This is a genomic window from Pyxidicoccus xibeiensis (assembly GCF_024198175.1).
Lineage (GTDB): Bacteria > Myxococcota > Myxococcia > Myxococcales > Myxococcaceae > Myxococcus > Myxococcus xibeiensis.
Genome location: NZ_JAJVKV010000003.1, coordinates 337399 through 359320, shown reverse-complemented (window position 1 = coordinate 359320; position 21922 = coordinate 337399). Strand labels below are relative to the sequence as shown.

The 21922-nt window shown below is 71.3% G+C and carries 23 protein-coding genes; 13 read left to right on the top strand and 10 right to left on the bottom strand.

Annotated elements, in window-relative coordinates; all coding sequences use genetic code 11:
- The first annotated feature begins 33 nt into the window (after positions 1 to 33).
- On the top strand, positions 34 to 726 hold the full coding sequence (locus LXT23_RS14205) for a hypothetical protein (RefSeq protein ID WP_253980705.1): 693 nt from the start codon (positions 34 to 36) through the stop codon (positions 724 to 726).
- 6 nt (positions 727 to 732) lie between these two features.
- On the opposite strand, the gene LXT23_RS14200 is transcribed toward LXT23_RS14205, so the two are convergent.
- Complete coding sequence (locus LXT23_RS14200; protein ID WP_253980704.1) at positions 733 to 1287, bottom strand: porin family protein; 555 nt, start codon at positions 1285 to 1287, stop codon at positions 733 to 735.
- A 143-nt stretch (positions 1288 to 1430) separates the two neighbouring features.
- Here LXT23_RS14200 and LXT23_RS14195 point away from each other — a divergent pair, with 143 nt between their 5' ends.
- A complete protein-coding gene (locus LXT23_RS14195; protein WP_253980703.1) occupies positions 1431 to 2522 on the top strand; it encodes a uroporphyrinogen decarboxylase/cobalamine-independent methonine synthase family protein in 1092 nt (363 codons plus the stop codon).
- A gap of 8 nt (positions 2523 to 2530) precedes the next feature.
- Here LXT23_RS14195 and LXT23_RS14190 read toward each other — a convergent pair whose 3' ends face one another.
- The 3 genes from LXT23_RS14190 to LXT23_RS14180 all read right to left on the bottom strand — a co-directional run bounded on the left by LXT23_RS14190 (position 2531) and on the right by LXT23_RS14180 (position 5140).
- Positions 2531 to 2755 (bottom strand): DUF2934 domain-containing protein, encoded by a 225-nt coding sequence (locus LXT23_RS14190; RefSeq protein WP_253980702.1) that lies wholly within the window; start codon positions 2753 to 2755, stop codon positions 2531 to 2533.
- A 205-nt stretch (positions 2756 to 2960) separates the two neighbouring features.
- A complete protein-coding gene (mutY, locus tag LXT23_RS14185; RefSeq protein ID WP_253980701.1) occupies positions 2961 to 4331 on the bottom strand; it encodes an A/G-specific adenine glycosylase in 1371 nt (456 codons plus the stop codon).
- The gene (locus LXT23_RS14180; RefSeq protein ID WP_253980700.1) at positions 4328 to 5140 is read right to left on the bottom strand and encodes an SDR family oxidoreductase; all 813 of its coding nucleotides are present in this window, start codon (positions 5138 to 5140) and stop codon (positions 4328 to 4330) included. Before LXT23_RS14180 ends, mutY begins: the two co-directional genes overlap by 4 nt.
- Before the next feature lie 123 nt (positions 5141 to 5263).
- Here LXT23_RS14180 and LXT23_RS14175 point away from each other — a divergent pair, with 123 nt between their 5' ends.
- Complete coding sequence (locus LXT23_RS14175) at positions 5264 to 6235, top strand: PD-(D/E)XK nuclease family protein (RefSeq protein ID WP_253980699.1); 972 nt, start codon at positions 5264 to 5266, stop codon at positions 6233 to 6235.
- A gap of 13 nt (positions 6236 to 6248) precedes the next feature.
- Here the strand turns inward: LXT23_RS14175 and LXT23_RS14170 are convergent, their stop codons facing one another.
- Together LXT23_RS14170 and LXT23_RS14165 are read right to left on the bottom strand one after the other, a co-directional pair.
- Entirely contained in the window at positions 6249 to 7142 is an 894-nt protein-coding gene (locus LXT23_RS14170; RefSeq protein WP_253980698.1) for a tRNA threonylcarbamoyladenosine dehydratase, read from the bottom strand.
- Positions 7143 to 7169: 27 nt separating this feature from the next.
- A complete protein-coding gene (locus LXT23_RS14165) occupies positions 7170 to 7967 on the bottom strand; it encodes a TatD family hydrolase (protein WP_253980697.1) in 798 nt (265 codons plus the stop codon).
- 122 nt (positions 7968 to 8089) lie between these two features.
- Here LXT23_RS14165 and LXT23_RS14160 point away from each other — a divergent pair, with 122 nt between their 5' ends.
- Together LXT23_RS14160 and LXT23_RS14155 are read left to right on the top strand one after the other, a co-directional pair.
- On the top strand, positions 8090 to 9631 hold the full coding sequence (locus LXT23_RS14160) for a TolB family protein (RefSeq protein WP_253980696.1): 1542 nt from the start codon (positions 8090 to 8092) through the stop codon (positions 9629 to 9631).
- A 188-nt stretch (positions 9632 to 9819) separates the two neighbouring features.
- Positions 9820 to 10074: a hypothetical protein gene (locus LXT23_RS14155; protein WP_253980695.1), complete on the top strand. Its 255-nt coding sequence runs from the start codon at positions 9820 to 9822 to the stop codon at positions 10072 to 10074.
- A gap of 79 nt (positions 10075 to 10153) precedes the next feature.
- On the opposite strand, the gene LXT23_RS14150 is transcribed toward LXT23_RS14155, so the two are convergent.
- Positions 10154 to 10396 (bottom strand): hypothetical protein, encoded by a 243-nt coding sequence (locus LXT23_RS14150; RefSeq protein ID WP_253980694.1) that lies wholly within the window; start codon positions 10394 to 10396, stop codon positions 10154 to 10156.
- Positions 10397 to 10924: 528 nt separating this feature from the next.
- Here LXT23_RS14150 and LXT23_RS14145 point away from each other — a divergent pair.
- Positions 10925 to 11869: a zinc ribbon domain-containing protein gene (locus tag LXT23_RS14145; RefSeq protein WP_253980693.1), complete on the top strand. Its 945-nt coding sequence runs from the start codon at positions 10925 to 10927 to the stop codon at positions 11867 to 11869.
- Positions 11870 to 11881: 12 nt separating this feature from the next.
- Positions 11882 to 12844 (top strand): DHH family phosphoesterase, encoded by a 963-nt coding sequence (locus LXT23_RS14140; protein WP_253980692.1) that lies wholly within the window; start codon positions 11882 to 11884, stop codon positions 12842 to 12844.
- Positions 12845 to 12852: 8 nt separating this feature from the next.
- On the opposite strand, the gene LXT23_RS14135 is transcribed toward LXT23_RS14140, so the two are convergent.
- Positions 12853 to 13434, bottom strand: coding sequence for a Maf family protein (locus tag LXT23_RS14135; RefSeq protein WP_253980691.1), 582 nt, complete (start codon positions 13432 to 13434; stop codon positions 12853 to 12855).
- Positions 13435 to 13541: 107 nt separating this feature from the next.
- Between LXT23_RS14135 and LXT23_RS14130 the strand changes: the two genes are divergently transcribed.
- Complete coding sequence (locus LXT23_RS14130; RefSeq protein ID WP_253980690.1) at positions 13542 to 14774, top strand: metallopeptidase family protein; 1233 nt, start codon at positions 13542 to 13544, stop codon at positions 14772 to 14774.
- 9 nt (positions 14775 to 14783) lie between these two features.
- A complete protein-coding gene (locus LXT23_RS14125) occupies positions 14784 to 15971 on the top strand; it encodes a class I SAM-dependent rRNA methyltransferase (protein ID WP_253980689.1) in 1188 nt (395 codons plus the stop codon).
- A gap of 27 nt (positions 15972 to 15998) precedes the next feature.
- On the opposite strand, the gene LXT23_RS14120 is transcribed toward LXT23_RS14125, so the two are convergent.
- Together LXT23_RS14120 and LXT23_RS14115 are read right to left on the bottom strand one after the other, a co-directional pair.
- Positions 15999 to 16496, bottom strand: coding sequence for a caib/baif family protein (locus tag LXT23_RS14120; RefSeq protein ID WP_253980688.1), 498 nt, complete (start codon positions 16494 to 16496; stop codon positions 15999 to 16001).
- A gap of 30 nt (positions 16497 to 16526) precedes the next feature.
- A complete protein-coding gene (locus tag LXT23_RS14115) occupies positions 16527 to 16997 on the bottom strand; it encodes a hypothetical protein (RefSeq protein WP_253981383.1) in 471 nt (156 codons plus the stop codon).
- A gap of 124 nt (positions 16998 to 17121) precedes the next feature.
- On the opposite strand from LXT23_RS14115, the gene LXT23_RS14110 reads away from it, so the two are divergent.
- The 4 genes from LXT23_RS14110 to LXT23_RS14095 all read left to right on the top strand — a co-directional run bounded on the left by LXT23_RS14110 (position 17122) and on the right by LXT23_RS14095 (position 21798).
- On the top strand, positions 17122 to 19185 hold the full coding sequence (locus LXT23_RS14110) for an ATP-dependent helicase (RefSeq protein ID WP_253980687.1): 2064 nt from the start codon (positions 17122 to 17124) through the stop codon (positions 19183 to 19185).
- Between the two features lie 215 nt (positions 19186 to 19400).
- On the top strand, positions 19401 to 19847 hold the full coding sequence (gene rplM / locus LXT23_RS14105; protein ID WP_253980686.1) for a 50S ribosomal protein L13: 447 nt from the start codon (positions 19401 to 19403) through the stop codon (positions 19845 to 19847).
- A 15-nt stretch (positions 19848 to 19862) separates the two neighbouring features.
- The gene (rpsI, locus tag LXT23_RS14100) at positions 19863 to 20264 is read left to right on the top strand and encodes a 30S ribosomal protein S9 (RefSeq protein WP_164006768.1); all 402 of its coding nucleotides are present in this window, start codon (positions 19863 to 19865) and stop codon (positions 20262 to 20264) included.
- Between the two features lie 139 nt (positions 20265 to 20403).
- Entirely contained in the window at positions 20404 to 21798 is a 1395-nt protein-coding gene (locus LXT23_RS14095; RefSeq protein WP_253980685.1) for a type IV pilus twitching motility protein PilT, read from the top strand.
- The last annotated feature ends 124 nt before the right edge of the window (positions 21799 to 21922 follow it).

Sequence of the window (21922 nt, the reverse complement as noted above, 5' to 3'; positions counted from 1 at the left end):
TCCGAGAGGGACCGCCCTTCAGGAGAAGCCCCGGTGCCTGACATCCGTGTCGTGCTGCTCATGCTCGTGCTGTCGCCGGGGCTGGTGCGTGCCCAGGCCCTGGAACCTGTGTCCGTACCGCCGCCGCTCGTGGCGGTGGAGGACGCGCCCGAGCTCGAGGTCGCTCCGGTGGCCCCGGAGGCGATGTCTTCCATGGAGGTCGCGCAGGTTCAGTGGCAGCCGGACCCTCCCGGGCGCATCGTGGGCCGCGTGCTCTTCGAGAGCATGGGTGGAACGCTGGCGGGGGTGGGAGGCGCCTTCGTGGGCCTGCTGGGCTCGCTGATGATGGGCGGCCTGAGCTGGGACTGCACGGGCGACTCCTGCGACGGACGCGGGCTGGTGGGCGGGGCGCTCGTGGGCTGGTCGCTGGGCGCGGCGACCGGGGTGTATGGCGGGGGGGCGTTGCTGGATGGGCGGGGACGCTTCCTGCCCACCGTGGGGATGGGGCTGCTGTCGGGAGGCGTGGCCGCGGGCCTCTACGTGTCGAGGACCGCCGACGACGAGCTGGTGCCCCTGCTCATCGCGCTCCCGCTGGTGACCTCCATCGTGACGTACGAAATCACCTCGGCGCGGACCGCACCGGCGCCGCGCCCGCTGGCGGACTCGCGGGGCACCGGGGCCTGGTGGACGCCCACGGTGGGCGTCTCGGAGCGCGGCGGCTCGCTGGGGCTCATCGGGCGGTTCTGAGCGCGGCTAGAAGCGCCCGCCCAGGCTCAGGCCCGCGGTGAAGAGGTCGCCCTCGTCGACGTTGCCGGGGGCGAAGTCCTCACCCGCGACGATGCGGTAGGTGGCGCGCGCGCCCGCCGTCACGCCGCTGAACCGGTACTCGATTCCGGCCGCGAGCGGCACCTCGGCGACGACGTCGTCGTCGAAGATGTTGGCGCCGGCCTCGCCCGTCGGGTCCAGGTAGCTGACGCCCAGGCCCGCGCCAACGAAGGGCTGCCAGCGGTCGTCGACGATGGGGCCCAGCTTCGCCAGCGCGCCCACGTTGTGCCGCCACAGGGTGCCGCTGTCATTCTCCTCGAAGCCGTTGGCGGAGCCCTCGTAGCCCAGCTCCAGGCCGACGGCCGGGAAGAGCCGGCCTTCCGCCTGGATGCCCAGGAAGCCGCCCACGTCCGTCCCGCCTCCCAGGTCCCCGGTGTAGGCCGACACGCCGCTTCGCACCGACAGCCCCCGCTCCTGCGCCAGCGCGGGTCCTGCCAGCAGCACCGCCGCCAGGATGCCTGCACGCCATGGTTGAAGGTTCATTGCCGCGTCCCTCCTCTGCCCGCCGGGGGTGGCCCAGCGGGCTTCACGTAGGAACGATGGGGCCGGGCGGGAAGGTCGGCTAGACGGCGGTCCCCGGGCCGCGAGGTGCCCTGGGAGCGGAGGGAGCGGCTAGACTCGGGAATATGAGCGCGCCGAACATCCGCCGAGCCGTCCAGCTGCTGCCTGCCTGCGCCACCACCGGAATCGGAAGCCTGCCGCACACCCAGGTGGAGCTGGGGCTCCAGGCCGCGCTGGCCCAGGACATCCCCTTCCTCCCGCAGCTGCCCGTGGGCAAGCCGTCGGAGCTGATGATTCCCGCAGCCCTGGAGGGACTGCCGGGGCTGGCCTTCGACGACGAGGGCCTGTGCACGGTGGACCTGGCGGCATGGGAGGCGGGCCGCGCGGACTTCGAGGCGCGGCTGGAGGCGGCGCTGTCCGCCGGGAAGCTGGAGGCCTACGAGCCCTCGCCGGAGGCCTGCCGCGCGTGGCGTCCCTTCCTGTGGGAGGTGGAGACGCGGAAGCTGGCCTTCGCCAAGGCGCAGCTGGCGGGGCCCTTCACGGTGCGCTCGGTGGCGCGCACGTCGTCGGGCCAGCCCGCGCTGGACGTGCCGGGGCTGGACCAGGCGATGTTCCGGCTGGTGCTGGCGCGCTCGCTGGCCATGGTGAAGGCGCTGCGGCGCGCGGGCACCACGCCGCTGTTCTTCCTGGACGAGCCCGGGCTCTACGCCTTCCAGCGCACCCAGGCCCGACATCTCCTGGCGCTTCAAGAGCTGAAGCTGCTGGTGGTGGCGCTGCAGCGCGAGGGCGCGCTGGTGGGCGTGCACTGCTGCGGCAACACGGACTGGGGCGCGCTGCTGGACGTGCAGCCGGACCTGCTGTCGCTGGACGTGCGGCTGTCGCTGGACGCCATGGTGGAGGAGCGCGAGGCGCTGGAGCGCTTCCTGACGTCCGGCGCGACGCTCAGCCTGGGCATCGTCCCCACCGACCTCGCGTCCACGTACGAGGTGACGGAGCTGGTGGACTCGGTGGAGGCGTCACTGAAGGCGGCGCTGCCGCGAGGCTTCAGCTTCGCGCAGGCGGTGTCCACCGTGGTGCTGACGCCCGCATGCGGGCTGGCCATGCGCTCGGTGGTGGACGCCGAGCGCATCCTCGAGGAGCTGAAGGCCGCGCAGCGCCGCCTGCGGGGGGCGCTCGAGGCCGAGCGTCCCGTGCTCCAGGCGCCGCATCCCCACTGAGGCGCGGGCTACTGGCGGCCGAGCTTCAGCTCGCGCTCGGCCTGGAACCAGTCATGCTCGGGGTTGCCGTGGGCGCTGCCCCGGGCGAGGAAGATTTCGTAGGCGCGCCGGGCAATCTGCTCGTGGCTGAGGGTGTTCCGGGACGCCGACGCCCTGGGCTCCGGGTCCGAGGTCCGGGCCGGCATGCTCCCGGGCGTTTGGGGGGTCTGCTTGTTGGCGGTGTGACGTGCCATGGGAGGCCTCCTCCGGTGGTTTGACGCAGGGAGTGTGGGCTCCGGTGGTCACGAGCGAAATCGACCCCCAGGGTCAGGGGTTCTAGGAGCAACAGGACGTCCCGGTGTCTGTCCAGCCGTGGACAGCCGCACGCTGGAGACCGGCCGGTGGGTGCAGGCGGGCCCGGACCCGTGGAGTAGGGCGGCGGTGGGCGGGCGTCGTGGCTCAGCCGCCGCGCAGCACGCCGGAGGCGAGCGCGGACTCCAGGGCGCGCTGCATGGCGGTGCTCATTCCGAGCGCGGCGGCCTCGGCGGGGGTGCACCAGCGCAGCTCCTGGAAGGCGGGGGCGCGCGTGGGGCGCCGCGCGCCGGACACGCGGAGCAGGCGCAGCGTGAGGTCGCGGTGGGTGAGCTGCCGCTTCACGGTGCCGAGCGCGGTCTCCAGCGTCACCTCCGCATCCAGCGCGGTGGCGAGCCGCGAGGTGGCGTCGGCGTCGGGAAGGTCCTCGTCCACCTCCGCGGCGGGCAGCTCCCACAGGCCTCCGAAGAGTCCCGCGTCCGCGCGGCGGGCGAAGAGGAGGGTGCCCGCGTGGGGCCACACGGCGAGGGCCAGCGTCAGCTTCTTGGGGGCCGCGCGCACCTTGGCGGGAGGCAGCTCGTCCACGCGGCCCTTGCGGAAGGCGACGCATGCGCCGCGCACGGGGCACAGCAGGCACAGCGGGCTCTCCGGCCGGCAGGTGGTGGCGCCGTGCTCCATGAGGGCCTGGTTGAAGTCACCGGGGCGCTCGCCCTTCACCAGCGCGGTGGCGAGGGCCCAGAGGGTGGCCTCGCGCGCGCGGTCTCCGGGCAGGCCCTCCACCTCGAAGAGTCGCGACAGCACGCGAGCGACGTTGCCGTCCACCAGCGGGGCTTCCTCGCCAAAGGCGATGGAGGCCACCGCGCCCGCGGTGTAGCGGCCGAAGCCGGGCAGGGTGAGCAGCTCCGCGGCGGTGGAGGGCAGCCTTCCGGCGAAGCGCGCGACGACTTCCTGCGCCGCGCGGTGCAGGTTGCGCGCGCGGCTGTAGTAGCCCAGGCCCTTCCACCCGGCGAGCACGTCGTCCAGCGGCGCGGCGGCCAGCGCGAGTGCGGTGGGAAAGCGCTTGAGGAAGCGCTCCCAGTAGGGAATCACCGTCGAGACCTGCGTCTGCTGGAGCATCACCTCGCTCAGCCAGATGGCATACGGGTCTCTCGTGCGACGCCAGGGCAGGTCCCGCTTGTTGCGGTCGTACCAGGCGAGCAGCGGCCCGCGCACGGCGGCCAGGTGCTCGGGGCCTGGCGACACGGTGGGAGCGGCCGTGGAGGCGGTGCGCTTCGCGCGAGGTGCTGGGGCCGCGGTAGCGAGCTGCGCGACAGTCGCGGTAGGAGCGGCGTCGCGCTTCGCACGACGTGCAGGGGCAATGGCTTCAGGCTCCGCGACATCGTCGGGGGCAGTCGGAGACGAGGGCGCCTTGGCGACGAACTCCTCCACGGTGCTGACGCCGCGCTTCGTGCGAGGCGCCGGAGGCCGGGCGGAGTCCGCCCGCTTCGCGCGAGGAGCGCGGGGACCGCGAGTGCTCATGCGTCCTTCTTCTTCGGGGAGACCGCCATGCGACGGGCCACGAGGTCGAACAGTCCGGGCACCAGCCGGTTGGCCATCACCATGGCGCGGCCGGGCAGCGTGAGGACGGTGTCGCGGCGCCCGCGCAGGCTCGCGCGCACCATGGCGTTGGCGACCTCCTCGGCGGACATCGCCTTCAGCGGAATGGCCTCCTGCCTCCAGCCCTCCGCATGGAGGCGGTTCTCCCGGAACTCGCTCTCGGTGAGGCCCGGAGAGACGAGCAGCACGCGGATGCCCTCGGCGGCGAGCTCGGCGCGCAGCGACTCGGTCATCGCATTCACGGCCGCCTTGGACGCGCAGTAGCCGCCCAGCAGGGGCAGGCCCCGGTGGCCCAGCACGGAGCTGACGTTGACCACCTGCGCGCCCGGGCGCTTGCGCAGCAGCGGCAGAGCGGCGCGCGTCATCCGCCACAGGCCGAACACGTTCAGCTCGAACACCTGCCGGAGCTGCTCCTCGCTGATGGCCTCCAGCGGCCCGTAGAGCCCCTGGCCGGCGTTGTTGACGAGCACGTCCAGCCCCCCGAAGGCGGCCTCCGTCTCGCGCACGAGGCCTTCCACGTCCTCGCTCCGGGTCAGGTCGCACCGCACTGGCAGTGCCCTCACGCCCAGTGACGTCACTTCACGGGCCGCGTCCTCCACCTGTGCCAGCCGCCGGGCGGCGAGCACGATATCGGCGCCTGCCTCCGCGTACCGTTTCGCCGCCGCGCGCCCGATGCCTCCGGAAGCCCCTGTGATCAGGACCACCCGGCCCTTGAAGGGTTGGGTCTTCATGCGGCGCGCACCATACCCGCACGGTAACGTGGGCAAAGTGTCTTTCAACCTGCGGCATGCGCTCGTTTCCTTGCTCGCCCCCCTTCTGGCAGGACGGGCGAACGCCTAGGATGCGCCGCCTCCATGCGGCGTGCCCCCCTCAGCAACGACTTCTCCTGGTCCAAGAGCCGTCACGAGAAGTTCTCCGAGTGCCTTCGCGCGTACTACCTCTACTACTACCGCTCCTGGGGCGGGTGGGAGGCGGACGCACCGAAGGACGTGCGGGAGTTGTACGTGCTGAAGAAGCTGGCCAACCGTTTCAGTTGGGCCGGCAGCATGGTGCACGAGTGCATCAAGGACGTGCTGCTCGACTGGCGCGCGGGGCGGGTGGTGGACCCGGCGGCGGTGGAGGCCAAGGCGCGCAAGCTGATGCAGGACGACTTCCGGCACTCGCGCGGCAAGGCGTACTGGACGCAGAAGTACCGCAAGCAGTTCACCGGCCTGGTGGAGCACGAGTACGGCGACGCGGTGCCGGACGACGCGTGGAAGCAGAACTGGGAGACGGTGCGCTCGGCGCTGGCGTGGTTCTTCGCGTCGCGCTGGCCCCAGCTCGCCCAGGGGCTGAAGCCCGAGCAGTGGCTGGAGGTGGACGCCGGCTTCGACTTCGCCCACTTCACGCTGGAGGGGCTGAAGGTCTTCGCCATCCCCGACTTCGCCTTCGTCGACGCGGACGGGATGACGGTGGTGGTGGACTGGAAGACGGGCAAGTCGCGCGAGGGCTACGACGAGCAGGTGCTCGGGTACGCGCTCTACGTGTCGCAGCGCTATCGCGTCCCGCTGGAGAAGATTCGCGCCTCGCTGGTGTACCTCAACGAGGGGCTGGAGCAGGACGTCACGGTGGACCCGTCCGCCATGGAGTCCTTCCACAAGCACTTCTCGCAGAGCGTGGCGAACATGCGCGCGCTGCTGAAGGACCCGGCCACCAACACGCCGCTGGACGTGTCGGCCTTCCCGCCCACGGACACGCTGACGTCCTGCGCGCGCTGCGTCTTCCGCCGTCCCTGTGGGCGCGAGGCCGCCGTCCTGCAGCTGCAGCGGCCCCAGCAGGTGGCCTGAGGCCCGGGCGCGGCTACCGCGCCGACGCCAGCCGCCGCACCACCACGCCGGCCGCGTTCATCCCGAAGCACGACGTGACGAACGCCACGCTGCCGTCAATCTGGGTGCGGTGGTCGCACGTGTGGAACTCGTTGTCCTGCGGGCACACGCACAGGAAGCCGTCGGTGGCGTCGTCGTACTGGAGCGTCACCGGCATCCGCCGCGCTTCAATGGAGTAGACGGCGGTGATGCCGGTGTGCCGGTCCGTCTCCACGCCGTACTTGCGCTTGAGCAGCTTGCGGACGTCCTTGGCGAACGGGTCCATGTGCGTCTCGGACAGGTCCTCCACGCGGATGGCCGTGGGGTCCAGCCGGCCCGCGGCGCCCATGGAGCTGACCACGGGAATCCCCAGTGACACGCAGCGGTGCAGCAGGTGCAGCTTCGCCTTCACGTTGTCGATGGCGTCCACCACGAAGTCGTACTGGCCCGCCTGGAGCATCTGCTCGGCGACCTCCTCGCGGTAGAACTCGCGCACCGGCTCGATCTTCGCCGCCGGGTTGATCTCCTGGCAGCGCTGCCCCATCAGCTCCGCCTTGGGCTTGCCCACGTTCTTCACCGTCGCGTGGAGCTGGCGGTTGGTGTTGGTGACGCACACGTCGTCATGGTCCACCAGCGTCAGGTGGCCAATGCCGCTGCGCACCAGGCCCTCGGCCGCGTAGCTGCCCACGCCGCCCAGGCCGAACACCACCACGCGCGCGTTGGCCAGCCGCTCCATCGCGTTGTCGCCCAGCAGCCGGCCGGTCCTGTCGAAGCGCCGGGAGAGCTTGAAGGGGCGGGCGAGCGAGTTCTCCGCCGTCACCGGTGCGGCCGGCGTGGCGGGCGGGGTCTCACTCGGGGGAGCGGTCTGGGGGAGCGGCTGCGGGTTCATGGAGGTCCTCTATAACGCGACGCTCGCCTACCGCGAAGCTGGGGGGAAAGCTTCCCGGAAGAACCTGCGGGCGTTCTCGGTCGTCTGCCGGGCAACCACCTCGACGGGCTCTCCCCGCACGTGGGCCATGCCCTCGAGGATGCGGGGCAGGTAGCCCGGCTCCGAGCGCTGGCCCCGGTGGGGCGTGGGCGCCTGGTCCGGCGCGTCCGTCTCCGCCATCAGCCGCTCCAGCGGGATGGCCCGCAGCGCATCCAGCGGCTTGCGGGCCTCCGCCCAGGTGACGGGGCCGGCGAAGGAGAAGTGGCAGCCCTTCTGGAGATAGAAGCGCGCCAGCTCCACGCCGCCGCTGTAGCTGTGCATGAGGATGCCAGCCTCGGGCATGGGCTCCTGCTTGAGCAGGTCGATGAGCGCGGGGTGCAGGCGGTGGCAGTGCATCAGCACGGGAAGCCCGTGCTTGCGCGCCAGCGCCAGGTGTCGCCGCAGCACCGCCACCTGCCGCTCCAGCGGGGCGCCGGGGACGGAGGGGCCATCCAGCCCACACTCGCCCACGGCCGCCGCGCCGCCCTTCGTCAGCAGCGCGTCGAGGTGCTCGAGGACGGCGTCGTCCTGCTCCGGTGGCATCTGTGGCAGCAGCTGCGGGTGGATGCCCAGGCCCACCTGGAGGCGCGCGTCCTGGCGGGACAGCTCCAGCAGTGGCTCCCAGTCATGGGGGCCGACGCCGGGGATGACGATGCCCTGGAGGCCCGCGGCCCAGGCGCGCTCGAGGACGTCGGGCCGGTCCGGGTCGAAGCGTGTCGCGTCCAGGTGGCAGTGGGTGTCTATCATTGAGCACGCAGCGAGAGGTCGCCGTTCAATCAGGAACACGGCTCCCGGTTCTGCCCGACGAGCCGAGCACGGTCGGGTTTTCGCGAAGCTATACGCGCCCTTCGGTTCTTCGGAGGGTCTTTATGACCAAGCGTGTCGTTGTCAGCGCGTTGTGCTGCGCGCTGTGGGTGCTTGCAACGGGGTGTGGGGATGAGTGTACCGATGCGTCCGACTGCCGTAACGACAACGGACAGCCTGCCGAGGGGCAGGAGTGGACCTGCAACGCGGATGACGAGTGCGAGCAGCGGCCGGTGACGCAGCCTCCGCCTCCTCCCGAGGATGCGGGCACGGACGCGGGCGTCGTCGACGCGGGCACGGATGCGGGCGTCGATGCCGGCACCGACGCTGGAACCGACGCGGGCACCGAGGATGCGGGCACTGACGCCGGCACGGACGCGGGCGTCGATGCGGGCAGCGGGACGGTCATCAAGGGCGGCGCCTGCGTCTCGTCGGCGGACTGCATTCCCGGCCTGCGCTGCGAGGGCACTCCTTCCCAGTGCCAGGCGATGCACGTGGCGGTCACCGCCCGCCAGGACAGCGACGGCGGCCTCCAGGCGCTGGTGATGCGCTACGACACCCCGGGAATGTTCCCGCTGACCGATGGCGGCACGAGCAGCCTCTACCCGCGCTGGGGCCCGGGTGGCACGAAGGTCGCCTTCGCACAGGGCGGCGTGGAGACGGCAGGGGCCCTGGTGGCGGGGGACCTCGTGATTCGCGACATCCCGCTCGTTGAAGGTCAGGGCACCATCGTCGCGGATGGGGGCACGGGCAACACGGAGAGCTTCCGCTACATGGAGTGGGAGCCGGGCTCCCATATCGCCTACGTCCGGAGGCTGGGAGGCAGCACGTCGGGCATCTCGCTGGTTCCGACGGATGGCGGCGCCGTGTTCTCGGCGGCCAGCGCGGGCACGTTCCCCGACTGGAAGGACGCCACCACCTTCGCGTTCAGCACGGCGACGCTGGGGATTTCGACCTCCACCGTGGGGGGCACGCCCATGGCCCTCACCGCCGCGGGAACCACCGCGGAGCAGCCCCACTACAACCGGGCCAATGACCAGCTGCTCTTCCTCGCCAATCCCGACAACGTGTCGGTCACGTTCACGGGGGATACGAGCCCGACGCCGCTGCCCAAGCTGTACAACATCCAGGTGACGGGGGGCGGGCAACCCCAGGAGCTCGCCGGGCGCACGTCGACGCCGTCCACCGACGGCACGGTCGACTCGTACATCGCGAATCCCAACTGGGCTCCCGACGGAACCTGGGTGGCCTACGTCCGTGCCTACTTCTTCCGGCCGACGACGGGCACCGCGGTGCTCTGCGGAAGCGGCACCTCACCCTGCTCGGGCGACCCCGGCAACGTCGTCGTCCTCCGTCGGGTCACCCCGGCGACTGGCGCGGCGTCGGGCGAGGAAGTCCCCCTCGTCCCCCGCGGCACGCTCCCGTCCTTCTCCCCGGATGGCCGCTTCCTCGCGTACATCCAGGGCGGTGAGCTCTTCGTCCAGGAAATCAACCCGACCACTGGCGCCACGGTGGGCAACGCCATCCGCCATCCGAAGGGCGCGACCGGCTACACCCTCCAGACGGGCGCTGGAGACGACCACCGCCCGCGCTGGCAGCCCAGGTAGTCCCGGGCGCCTGACGTCCTGACGTCCTGACGTCCTGACGTCCCAGGCCCGTGTCCCGCAACCGAGCGGGGCGCGGGCCTTCGTCTGTTCACTGGCGAAGCACGGAGTCTTGCCTCCCGAAAAGCAGTGGCGTAGGCAGGGGGCCTGTTTTCCGCCCCGCCCACGGGGCCCCTTCCTGGAGGACACGCATGAGGCTCCACGTCGCGCTTGGCTTCCTGCTCTTCGCCGGCTGCGCCACCGTCCCGACCCGCGAGTCCGCGGAGGACGGCAGCGGCGGCACCGTGGCCGGAGGGCCGCACGAGCTGGCCGAGCCCGTGCGCCTGGAGACGCGCTCGGGCACCTTCCTGGTGCACCCGAACAACGCCCAGGACCTCCAGAAGCTGCTCGCGGGAGAGCCCACCCAGCAGCGCTACAGCGCCGGCATCCTGCTGGCGGGCGACTGACGGCGGACGGTACGGAACGTGACGACCCTCCCGCCCGCGTCCCATCATCCGGGAGCGGCAGGAGGGGGAAGGGGAGGGCTCAGCCCTCCACGACGATGCGGCGCCCCAGCGCCCGGGTCATCTGCGGCGACGTCATCAAATCCAGCACCTCGTCCAGCTCACCGCCCGAGGTGTCGAAAGCCGCCGCGATGACCTCACCCACCGTCAGGTGGGCCTTTTCCGCCACTGCCCGGGCGCGCTGCGCCGTCCGCCGCAGTGCCGGCATGACCCGCCGACCCTGCCTCGGAACGGTGCTGCCCTTGCGTGTCGTCCTCTTGGCCATGTGTTCCTCCCACCGCGCCGAACCGCACGGGTGAGTACACCGAGGGTCTGACACATGCAGGCGGGGTGCCAGCCTGCTGCCTACCTGGCTGGTGTGACGACGCCCACGTTTCCCCAGTCGAATAGGGGGTTTCCGCAGCACGCTCCGTGAAAAGCCCGACAGGGCTCTGGGGTCACTCACCGTTCTGTCGAGTTTTTTCGTTCAGGGCAGGGCGCAATCTCGACGTTTCGTTCAACAGTCAAGGTTCTGTGTCGGACTCACAATTCTTGGCAGTCAGGTCCAAAGCGACCTCGCTGTCAGGTGCGCGCCCCTCCCCGCAGGGCGATACGCGCGAGAGGAAACCGCGAGCGCCCTGACATCGGAGTCGTGCCCTCGTGGGCGGCGCGGGCGGTGCGGTATACGCCGGAGGCCATGCCCCAGACCCTGTGCCCCAGCTGCGGCCATAGCCCCATCCCCCGGGGCGCTGACGCCTGTCCCGCCTGTCGAGAGCCTTTCGACCACCTGCAGTCGTACAAGAAGGTGGGGAGGATGCGGCTGGACAGGCCCATCCAGGAAGTGGACGACGACGCCACGGTGTTCGGCGGTGACCTCGTCACCAGCGCCGTGTCCGCCCACCCGGGCCCGGCGGCGGCGGTGCTGCTGGCGGGGGCGGTGGCCTGGTTCGTGCGCGCGGGCGGGATGCTGGGCACGCTGAGCGACCCGCCCTGGACGTACGGGCTGGTGTTCCTGGACGCGGTGCTCGCGCTGGTGCTGGTGCTCAACCGGGGCCCGGCGAAGACGCTCGTCCAGCTGGGACTGGTGCTCCAACTGCTCGCCACGGTGTGGCTGGCGCGCGCGTCGCCGCTGTCCCCGGTGCACTGGGCCTATGCCGCCCACGCGGTGGTGGCCCTGACGATGGTGGTGGGCGAGCCCGACCAGGTCCGGCGCTTCACGGGGCTGGGGCTGGGGCTGGGCGCGGCGGTCGCCTCGGTGGCGCTGCTGGCGCTGCCCATGGCCGGGAGCTTCTCGGCCGGCTCGCGGCAGTCACTGGTGGGCAGCGAGCTGGGCTACCGGCTGGAGCTGCCCGCGGGCTGGGGACAGCTGACGCGCGAGCAGCTCGTGCCCCACCTGGCCCTGCCCGCGTCCACGCTGAGCGGCGGTGGCGTGGGCTTCGGGACCGAGGCCCAGGGCCGCTACGGGCTGCTGTGGGTGGAGCGCTCCCCGGGCGTCACGGCCGCCGGCGGGTGCAAGGCGCTGCTCCAGTCCCTGGGCGGCGTGCCGGGCCCGCCGCGGACGCGTCCGGCGCCGCCGTCGCTCGGGAGCCGGGCGCTCGTCTACGCGCTGCGCACGCCGGGCGGCGCGCAGGGCTCGCTGGGGTGCGGGGTGCTGCCGGACGGGCGGCTCGTGGGGCTGGCGGTGGTCGCCTCCCAGGATGGGGAGGCACAGGGCGAGGCGGCCTTCGCGGCGGTGGGCGAGGGGCTCGCGTTGCAGTAGAGGGAGTGCGTCATGAACGTCCAGGTCCTCTTCCACGACAGCTGCTTCGACGGCGCCGCCAGCGCGGCGGTGTTCTCCCGCTTCTACCGGGAGCGCATCCGCCCGGACGCGGACTTCCGGTACCTCGGGCTGGCGCACAAGCCGGGCGCCGAGGGCATCGACCCGGCGGTGTTCTCCGGCGAGGAGAACGTCATCGTCGACTTCCGCTACAGCCAGGACGCGCGGCTGACCTGGTGGTTCGACCACCACGTCTCCGCCTTCCAGCAGCCCGGTGACGAGGCGCACTTCCGCGCGGACACCAGCGGCCGCAAGTTCCACGACGCGCACCGCAAGAGCTGCACGAAGTACCTCGCGGACGTGGCGCGCGAGCGCTTCGGCTGGGACGCCGCGCCCCTGGCGGACCTCATCCACTGGGCGGAAATCATCGACGGCGCCCAGTTCCCCTCGCCGCGCATGGCGGTGGCGCTCGAGGAGCCCGCGCTGCGCATCATGACGGTGCTCGAGGCCAACAAGGACCCGGCCCTCATCCCCGAGGTCATCCGCCGCATGCAGTCCGAGTCGCTGGCGGCCATCGCCGCCTCGCCCCTCATCGCCACGCCGCTGGCCCCGCTGCTGGAGCGCCACCGCGCCCACATCGACCTGGTGCGCTCGCGCGCCCGCTACGAGCGCGGCGTCGTCTTCTTCGACCTGGTGGAGGAGGGCGTGGACAGCCTCAACAAGTTCATCGCCTACGACCTCTACCCGGACGCGCGCTACACGCTGTGGGTGGGCAGGGGCGCGTCGCGGGCCAAGGTGTCCCTGGGCTCCAACCCGTGGAAGCCGGAGCTGCGCAAGCACGACCTGGCCGCCATCGCCGGGCGGTACGGCGGCGGCGGGCACCCGGTGGTGGCCGCGGCCAGCTTCAAGGCGGACCAGGCGGACAAGGCCCGCGCCGCGTACGCGGAAATCCTCGCGGAGCTGTCCACCGCGGGCTGAAGGGCGCGCTACCGGCGCTCGAAGAAGGGGAAGCCGGCCTGCCGCAGCAGCCGCACCACGGCGACCATGGGCAGGCCCTGCACGTTGGAGCGGTCTCCCTCGAGCCGCGCCAGCAGGGCCTGGCCGGCGCCCTCCACCCGGTAGCTGCCGCAGCAGCCGCGCCATTCCTCCAGGTCCAGGTAGCGCTCCAGCTCGTCCGGCTCCACGCGGTAGAAGGTGAGGCGGGCGCGCTCCACCGCCTCGGTGATGTGGCCGCCCGGCCCCATCAGGCACACACCGGTGTGGATGTCATGGGTGCGCCCCAGCAGCCTGCTCAGCTGCCCACGCGCGGCGTCCCGGTCCGCGGGCTTGGTGAGGATGTCGCCGCCCACCTCCACGAGCTGGTCCGCGCCCAGGACCCAGGCGCCCGGGTTCCGGTCCTTCACCACGCGGGCCTTGCGCGCGGCCAGCTCCAGCACGGCCTCCTCCGCCGACAGGTGGGAGGCCACCGCCTCGTCCACGCCCGGAGCCTCGGTGCGGTAGGGGATGCCCAGCCCGTCCATCAGGGCCCGCCGGGCGCTCGACGTCGACGCCAGAATCAGGTCTCTCATGGGGCCTGAAGGTAATGCACCCCGCCCTCACGGGGGATGGCGGCGACCGGGCGGGCGTGAACGTCCCCGCTTCCCGCCCACCGGGTGATGCCGTACCCTGGCGGCCCATGTCGCGGCGCGGTCTGCTCGCCCTCTGCCTCCTATTCGCTGCCTGCAAGCGGACCGCTCCGGCCCCGGTGACGCCGGACGCGGGCGCTCCCTCCGTGTCCGCGGTCGGCGCTCCCGCCACGCCGGGCCCCGGCGCCGGTGACGCTCCCGTCATGTCCCCGGGGGACGCCACGCACCGGGTGCAGCCTCTGGCCGTGTGTCGCACGGATGGCGCGGCCCCGCTGGACGCGGCACGCCGCTACTTCGACGAGGGCCGGCTGGAGGAGGCCCTCTCCTGTGCCGCGCAGGCCGCGGCGCTGGAGCCGGACCTGGCCGCCGCCCATGCCGAGCGCGGCGTGGCGCTGGCCGCCCTGGGCCGCGAGGCGGAGGCGCAGCTGGCCTACGCACGCGCGCTCGCCATCGACCCGGGAGACCCGGACGCGCTGCTGGGCTCGGCCCACCTGTACGCGGTGCAGCTGCCCTCCTCGCGCGAGCGCGACGAGCTGGGCGCCCTCTACGCCGAGCGCGGCCTGTCCCAGCGCGGCACGCCCCCGGAGCTGGTGCCCCACCTGGCCCTGGTGGCGGCCATGGCCTTCAATGATTTGGGCCAGGCCGAGGAGGCCCTGGCGCGCGCCGCCATCGTCCTGGCCCGCGAGCCGGGCAGCCGCGAGGCCCTCTACGAGCGCGCCCTGGCCCTCTTCGAGCTGTGCCGCTTCGACGAGGCCCGCGCGGCCTTCTCCGGCCTGCTGGACGACCCGGAGCGCGCCGCACACGGCCACCAGCACCTGGGGTTGCTGCTCGAGCGCCAGGGCAAGTGGAGGGCGGCGCAGGTCCACTTCGACAAGGCCCGGCAGCTGGCGCCCGAGGACTTCCCCGCGCCGCCGCTGCCCTCCGTGGAGGAGTTCCGCGCCGAGGTGGCCCGCGCCGTGGCCGCGCTGCCCGAGGACATGCGCGGCGACCTGGACGGCGTGCCCGTCAGCGCGGAGGAGCTGCCCGCGGACGGAGATCTGCTGGCCAACCAGCCGCCGCTGTCGCCCACCATCCTCGGCCTCTTCCGCGGCCCGCCGCTGGGAGAGCCGTGTGACGGCTCGGAGGAGCCGTGCCGCTCCGTGGTGCTCTACCGGCGCAACCTCGCGCGCGCGGTTCGCACGACGGAGGAGCTGCGCGAGCAGATTCGAGTGACACTCCTGCACGAAATCGGGCACCTTCGCGGCGAGGATGACGAAGAGCTGGCCGCGCGCGGCCTGGAGTGAGTGAGCCCGATGCCCCCCAAACCCGTGTTGCCCGTCGCCCGCGCCACGCTGAAGGGCGCGAAGTCCCTGCGCCATGGCAACCCGTGGCTGTACCGCACCGAGCTGGCCGCCCCGCCCGACGTGAAGGGGCCCGGCGCGGTGGTGCTGGTGGTGGACCCGCAGGGCAACCCCATCGGCCAGGCCCTGTACGCCCGCCGCTCTCCGCTGGCGCTGCGCCTGCTGACGCGCCGGGAGCCCGCCGGGGAGCCGGTGGACGACGCCTTCTTCCGCCGCCGGCTGGAGGCCGCGCTGAAGCGCCGCGCGCCGCTGTCCGGCCGTGACGGGCTGCGGCTGGTGCACGGCGAGTCGGACCTGCTGCCCGGCCTCTTCGTGGACCGCTACGGCAAGGGCCTCACCGTGCAGACGCTCTCCGAGGGCATGGACGCGCGCAAGGAGTCGCTGGCGCGCATGCTGGTGGAGCTGACCGGGGCCACCCACGTGGTGTGCCGGGACGACGGCTCCGGCCGCGACTTCGAGGGCCTGCCGCGCGAGACGCGCCTGCTCCACGGCGAGGGCGAGGCGCGCTTCACCTACCACGAGGGGGAGAACCGCTTCGACGTGGACCTGCTGGGCGACATGAAGACGGGCGCCTTCCTGGACCAGGTGGACAACCACCTGCGCGCCGGCGAGCTGGCCCGCGGCGAGGGGCTGGACCTCTTCAGCTACCACGGCGGCTTCGCGCTCTCCCTGGCGCGCAACTGCACGTCCGTGCTCGCGGTGGAGCAGGACGCGAAGGCCGCGGCGCGCGCCAAGGCCAACGCGGAGGCCAACGGCCGGACGAATGTCTCCGTGGAGAACGCCAACGCCTTCGACGTGCTCAAGCGCTTCGACACGGAGGGGCGCCGCTTCGACACCATCGTGTTGGACCCGCCCGGCCTGGCCAAGCGCCGCGAGGGGCTGGCCACCGCGCTGCGCGCCTACCACGAGCTGAACCTGCGCGCCCTGCGCTGCCTCAAGCCGGACGGCCTGCTCGTCACCTGCTCCTGCTCCGGCAAGCTGGACCGCGCCGGCTTCGAGGAGATGGTGCTCGGCGCCGTCGCGGACGCGAAGCGGCCGGTGCAGATTCTCGAGCGCCGCGGCGCCGGGCTGGACCACCCGGTGCTCGGCGGCCTGCTGGAGACCGAGTACCTCAAGGCCCTCTACGTGCGCGCCCTGTAGCCCGGGGCCCGAGCGCGCACGGACGGCCTACGGCAGGCCCAGCTCCTTCTTCAGCCTGCCCACGACCTTGAAGTACTCCGTCCTCGGGAAGGGGACGTTGAGGATGTGGAAGTCCTTCTTGGCCAGGCCCACGCAGCCGAAGCAGTAGTTGCAGTCCTGCAGGTTGCGGCACAGCACCAGGTACGCGCTGGTGGTGCAGTTCTCGCTCTGCTGGCAGTAGGCGCATGCGTGGCAGCTCTTGCAGTCCACGCAGTGCGAGCAGTTGTTGCACAGCTCGCACCGGGTGCAGTGGGTGCACTGGAAGCAGCTGTCGCAGTCCTTGCAGAACATGCAGTTGGCGCAGCGCTGGCAGCCCTCGCACGCATAGGAGCCGGGGTTGCCCGGGTCCTGCGCGTAGCTCTTGGTCAGCTTCTGGAACTGCTCCAGGAACTCACGCTTGCCCAGGGCCGCGACGACGGCGCGCGCCGCCTTCTCGCTCGCGAGCGGGTCCACCGCCTCGGGCCGCGTTCCTTTGTCCTTCACCACCAGGGACACTCCTTGCCCATGTCTTCAGGCTCACTGCAGCCGGGCGAGCCCGGCCAGGTCGATGCCGCGTGCCACCCGGCGCACCTCCACGGTGCCCGGGAAGCCTCGGCTGGTGACGGCCACCACGAAGCGGTCTCCCACCAGGAGGTTCGCCTCGGCCAGCGATTCCTCCGAGTCGTATCGCACGAAGCCCACGGCGTCCTGCCAATGAATCGGGGCTGATGGGTCGCTCGGGTCCCTGCTCTTGCCCCGGGCGGCGGCCTCGCGGATGGCGTGGCCAATCTTCTCGCCCATCGTGGTGTCCACGATGCGCACCTTCACCTCTCGGCCCTCACCTCGCGTGAAGAGCCGCTCGGCCTCGGAGACGGACACCTCGCCGTACTTCCCCGTGGAGCCCTGGGTGCGCGCCACGGTGAAGCCGTCCAGCTGCTCCGGCAGGAAGGGCGCCAGCTCCTTGAAGTACACACAGGGAGCGCTCGCCGCCGACACCGTCGGTGCCACCTGCCGCGCGGTGCTTTCGTCGTCGATGCAACCCGGGGCCACGCCGAGCGCGAGGAAAACGGCGGAGAGCCGGAGGAAGAAGTCGCGCACGGCCGAATCAAAGGGTATCCCTGGCCGGCGCGCAATGGACCTCTCGAAGCTCAACCCTCCGCAGCGCGAGGCAGTGACGACCCTCCAGGGGCCACTGCTCGTGCTGGCCGGCGCAGGCAGCGGCAAGACGCGAGTCATCACCCACCGCATCGTCCACCTGCTCGACGAGCGGCCGGGCCACCTGCAGGCCCGCAACATCCTCGCCGTGACGTTCACCAACAAGGCGGCCACGGAGATGAAGGAGCGCCTGGTCCACATGGCCGGGCCGCGCGCGCAGGGCGTGCTGGTGTGCACCTTCCACGCCTTCGGCGCGGAGATGCTCCGCGAGGACATCTATCGCCTGGGCTGGCCGAAGAAGTTCGCCATCGCCGACATGGGCGACCAGCTCGCCAACATCCGGCGCGCCATGCGCGAGCACAAGATCGACGACCGCTCCTTCGACGCGCGCAAGGTGCTCACGCTCATCTCCAAGGCGAAGAACTCCGGCAAGGTGCCCGAGCCCAAGCCGGAGGGCATCGGCGACGACTACGACCTCATCACCCACCTGGTGTACCCGGACTACCAGCGCGCGCTGAAGGCGCAGGGCTCGGTGGACTTCGACGACCTGCTGCTGCTGCCCACGCGCCTGTTGCGTGAGCACCCGGACCTGTACGCCAAGTACACCCGGCGCTTCCGCTACCTGCTGGTGGACGAGTTCCAGGACACCAACACCGCGCAACTGGAGCTGCTCAAGCTGATGGCCGGCGAGTCGCGCAACGTGTGCGCGGTGGGCGACGACGACCAGTGCATCTACTCGTGGCGCGGCGCCGAGGTGCGCAACATCCTCGACTTCGACCGCTTCTTCCCCGGCGGCAAGGAGGTCCGCCTGGAGCAGAACTACCGCTCCGTCCAGACGGTGTTGGACGCGGCCAACGCCGTCATCGCCAGGAACCCCGAGCGCAAGGCCAAGCAGATGTGGACCGACCGCAAGGGGGGGCAGACGGTGAAGGTGGTGTGCTGCCCCAACGACGAGGAGGAGGCCCGCTTCGTCGCGCACGAAATCCAGAAGCACCTCTCCCTGGGCGTGGCGCTGGACGACATCGCGGTGCTCTACCGCACCAACGGCCAGTCCCGCCCGGTGGAGGAGCTGCTGCGCGAGAAGGGCATCCCCTACGAAGTCGTGGGCGGCAGCGAGTTCTTCGACCGGCGCGAGGTGAAGGACGTCATCGCGTACTTCAAGGTCATCGTGAACAAGCTGGATGAAATCTCGCTCATGCGCATCGTCAACGTGCCCGCGCGCGGCATTGGCGACGTGACGATGGAGCGGCTGCACATCCACGCACGGGGGCAGGGCGTCACGCTGTGGACGGCGATGCAGCGCGCCCGCGAGTACGAGGACCTGCCGCCCGGGGCGGGGGAGAAGGTCGCGGAGTTCGTGGACCTCGTCGAGCGCTACCGGGCCGCGTACGAGCACGGCCAGCTGGCGAACGTGACGCGCAAGCTGCTGGAGGAGACGGGCTTCCGGGAGGCCATCCGCGGGCTGGCCAGCACGGCCACCATCGCCGAGAAGAAGCTCAAGGGCGTGGACGGCGTCCTCAACTCGCTGGAGAACTTCGAGAAGCGCGAGGGCCCCAAGGCCAGCCTCCCCACCTACCTGAACCGGCTCAGCCTGGACACGCGCCAGGAAGAGGAGGAAGTCCCCGGCGGCAACAAGCGCGTCACCCTGATGACGGTGCACGCCTCCAAGGGCCTGGAGTACCGGCTCGTCTTCTTCATCGGCATGGAGGAGGACCTGATGCCCCACGGCGGCATGCAGGGCGAGCCGCAGAACCTCGAGGAGGAGCGACGCCTGTGCTACGTGGGCATCACCCGCGCCAAGGAGCTGCTGTACCTCACCCGCGCCGCCGTCCGGACCAAGCGCGGCAAGGAAGTGCCCCGCACCCCCTCCCGCTTCCTGGAGGACCTCCCCCCGGAGGTGGTGGAGAAGATAGACCTGGACGCGCCGCGTCAGGGGCCGCCCACCACCGAGGAGAAGAACTTCTTCGCCAACCTCAAGGAGCGCTTCAAGCGCCCGGGGCTGCCGGGGGGCGCAGGCCCTTCGGGCGGAGCGGGCGGGTAGGGGAGCGGCGCCAAGGCCGGCCTGCCCAACCGGTGTGGGCAGGGAATCCGGACGGCAGGTGCGCGGCGACCTTGACTTGATCCTCCGCACCCACTAGGACGGTCGGCCTTTCCGGGCCTCCGTGGAGTTTTCACGGCGGACCCGCGGTTGGTTTGGCACGAGCAGCGGTCCCTGGCATGCACACGGCGACCGCGAGAAGTCTGGAGTGCAAAGAAATGTCGCAGAAGACCTACAGCGCGAAGGCTGGGGACATCAAGCGCCAGTGGCACGTCATTGACGTGTCCGACAAGGTGCTGGGCCGCGCGGCGAGCCAGATTGCCACCCTGCTGAAGGGCAAGCACAAGGCCATCTACACGCCGTCCATCGACACGGGCGACCACGTGGTCGTCATCAACGCCGACAAGGTGAAGGTGACGGGCACGAAGGAGAAGGACAAGATGTACTACCGGCACCCGCGAGCGGGTTTCCCGGGCGCCCTGAAGATCACCAACCTGGAGAAGCTCCGCCAGCGTCATCCCGAGGACATCATCATCAACGCCGTGCGCCGCATGCTGCCCCGCAACGCGCTCGGTCGGCAGATGATGACGAAGCTGAAGGTCTATGCGGGTGACACCCATCCTCACGCGGCCCAGAAGCCGTCCGCGTTCGAGGTCGAGGCGTAAAGGGAGATATCGTCCATGGCCATTCACCAAGAACTCGGTTTCTACGCCACCGGCCGCCGCAAGGAGGCCACCGCCCGTGTCTGGATTCGTCCCGGCACCGGTCAGGTCACCGTCAACGGTCGCGAGCTCAACGCCTACTTCGGTCGTGAGACCTCGAAGATGGTGCTCAACCAGCCCCTCGACATCCTCGAGCAGAAGGGCAAGCTGGACATCACGGTCAACGTGAAGGGCGGCGGTCTCTCCGGCCAGGCCGGCGCCATCCGTCACGGCATCGCCCGGGCGCTGTGCTCCTTCAACCCGGAGTTCCGTCCGGCGCTGAAGAAGGCCGGCTTCCTCACCCGTGATGCCCGCGCCGTCGAGCGCAAGAAGTACGGTCAGCCGGGCGCGCGTCGCCGGTTCCAGTTCTCCAAGCGCTAAGCCTCGAGCTCGGTTGCTTGGTTGTTCCACGCGGCGGGGGTCCTCTCACGAGGGCCTCCGCCGTCGTGTTTCCGGCGCCTGGCGAGCAGGCACGGCCATCGCTTCGCTCCGTGGGCCTCTGCTACCATTCGCGTCGCCCATGGAACTGAACGAGATTCTCCAGATCGCCCTGCGTGGCGGTGCCTCCGACATTCATCTCAAGGCCGGCCTCCCGCCGATGTTTCGCGTGGACGGCTCGCTGGTGCCGCTGAAGGACGGTCGCCGCCTCCCCCCGGAGGAGGTGGCGCGCATGGCCTTCGGCATCATGAACGAGTTCCAGAAGGAGAAGTTCAAGTCGAGCAACGAGGTGGACCTGGCGTACGGCGTGCCCGGCCTGGGCCGCTTCCGCGTCAACGTCTTCCAGCAGCGCGGCACCGTGGGCGCGGTGCTCCGGGTCATCCCCTTCAAGGTGATGACGATGCAGGACCTGCTGCTGCCCCAGGTGCTCGCCAAGATTTGCGGTGAGGAGCGCGGCCTCGTCCTGGTGACGGGCACCACGGGCTCCGGCAAGTCCACCACGCTGGCGGCGATGATCGACCACATCAACGCCAACGAGACCAGCCACATCATGACGATTGAGGACCCCATCGAGTTCCTCATTCGCGACAAGCGCTCCATCGTGAACCAGCGCGAGGTGGGCGTGGACACGATGAGCTTCGCGCAGGCGCTCAAGAGCGCGCTGCGGCAGGACCCGGACGTCATCCTCGTGGGCGAAATGCGAGACCACGAGACGATTGAGACGGCGCTCCACGCGGCGGAGACGGGTCACCTGGTGATGTCCACGCTGCACACGCTGGACGCGACGGAGACCATCAACCGCATCGTCTCCGCCTTCCCTCCGCACCAGCAGAAGCAGGTGCGCCTGCAGCTCGCGAGCGTGCTCAAGGGCGTGGTGAGCCAGCGGCTCGTGCCGCGCGCGGACGGCAAGGGTCGTGTGGCCGCGGTGGAGGTGCTGCGCGTCACCGCCCGCGTGCGCGAGCTCATCGAGGACAAGGACCGCACGAAGGAGATCCACGACGCGATTGCGCAGGGTACGGACTCGTACGGGATGCAGACCTTCGACCAGTCGCTGATGAGCCTGGTGCGCCAGGGGCTCGTCACCTACGAGGAGGCCCACCGCCAGGCGACCAACCCGGACGACTTCGCGCTGCGCTTCTCCGGCATCAGCGGCACGTCCGACTCCAAGTGGGACAACTTCGACGCGAAGCCCGGCGAGGCGCGTCCCATCCCCGGCTCCGCGTCCTTCGCGCAGAAGGGTGCGCCGGCCTCGGCGACTCCGACGCCTCCGGCGCCCACGCCGACTCCGGCGCCCGTGGCCCAGGCCATGCGTCCCGGGGCTCCCGGCGCTCCGGCCGCGCGCCCCGCCGGGCCTCCTCCGGCGGCCGCCGCCGCGCGTCCCGCTGCTCCGGCCGCGCGTCCTCCGCCGCCGACGCCCGCACCGGCGCCCGCTCCGGCCGCGGGCGGTGACGACGACTTCCAGATCGAACGCTTCTGACGACGTGCAGGGGCCGGGTGTCCGCCCGGCCCTCGCGTCAGCGTCGCCACGTGTCGGCGCTCGTGCTGCGAGCTCGAGCGCTTCGGACTGAATGCCGGGCTGGATGTCCGCCCGGCCCTCGCGC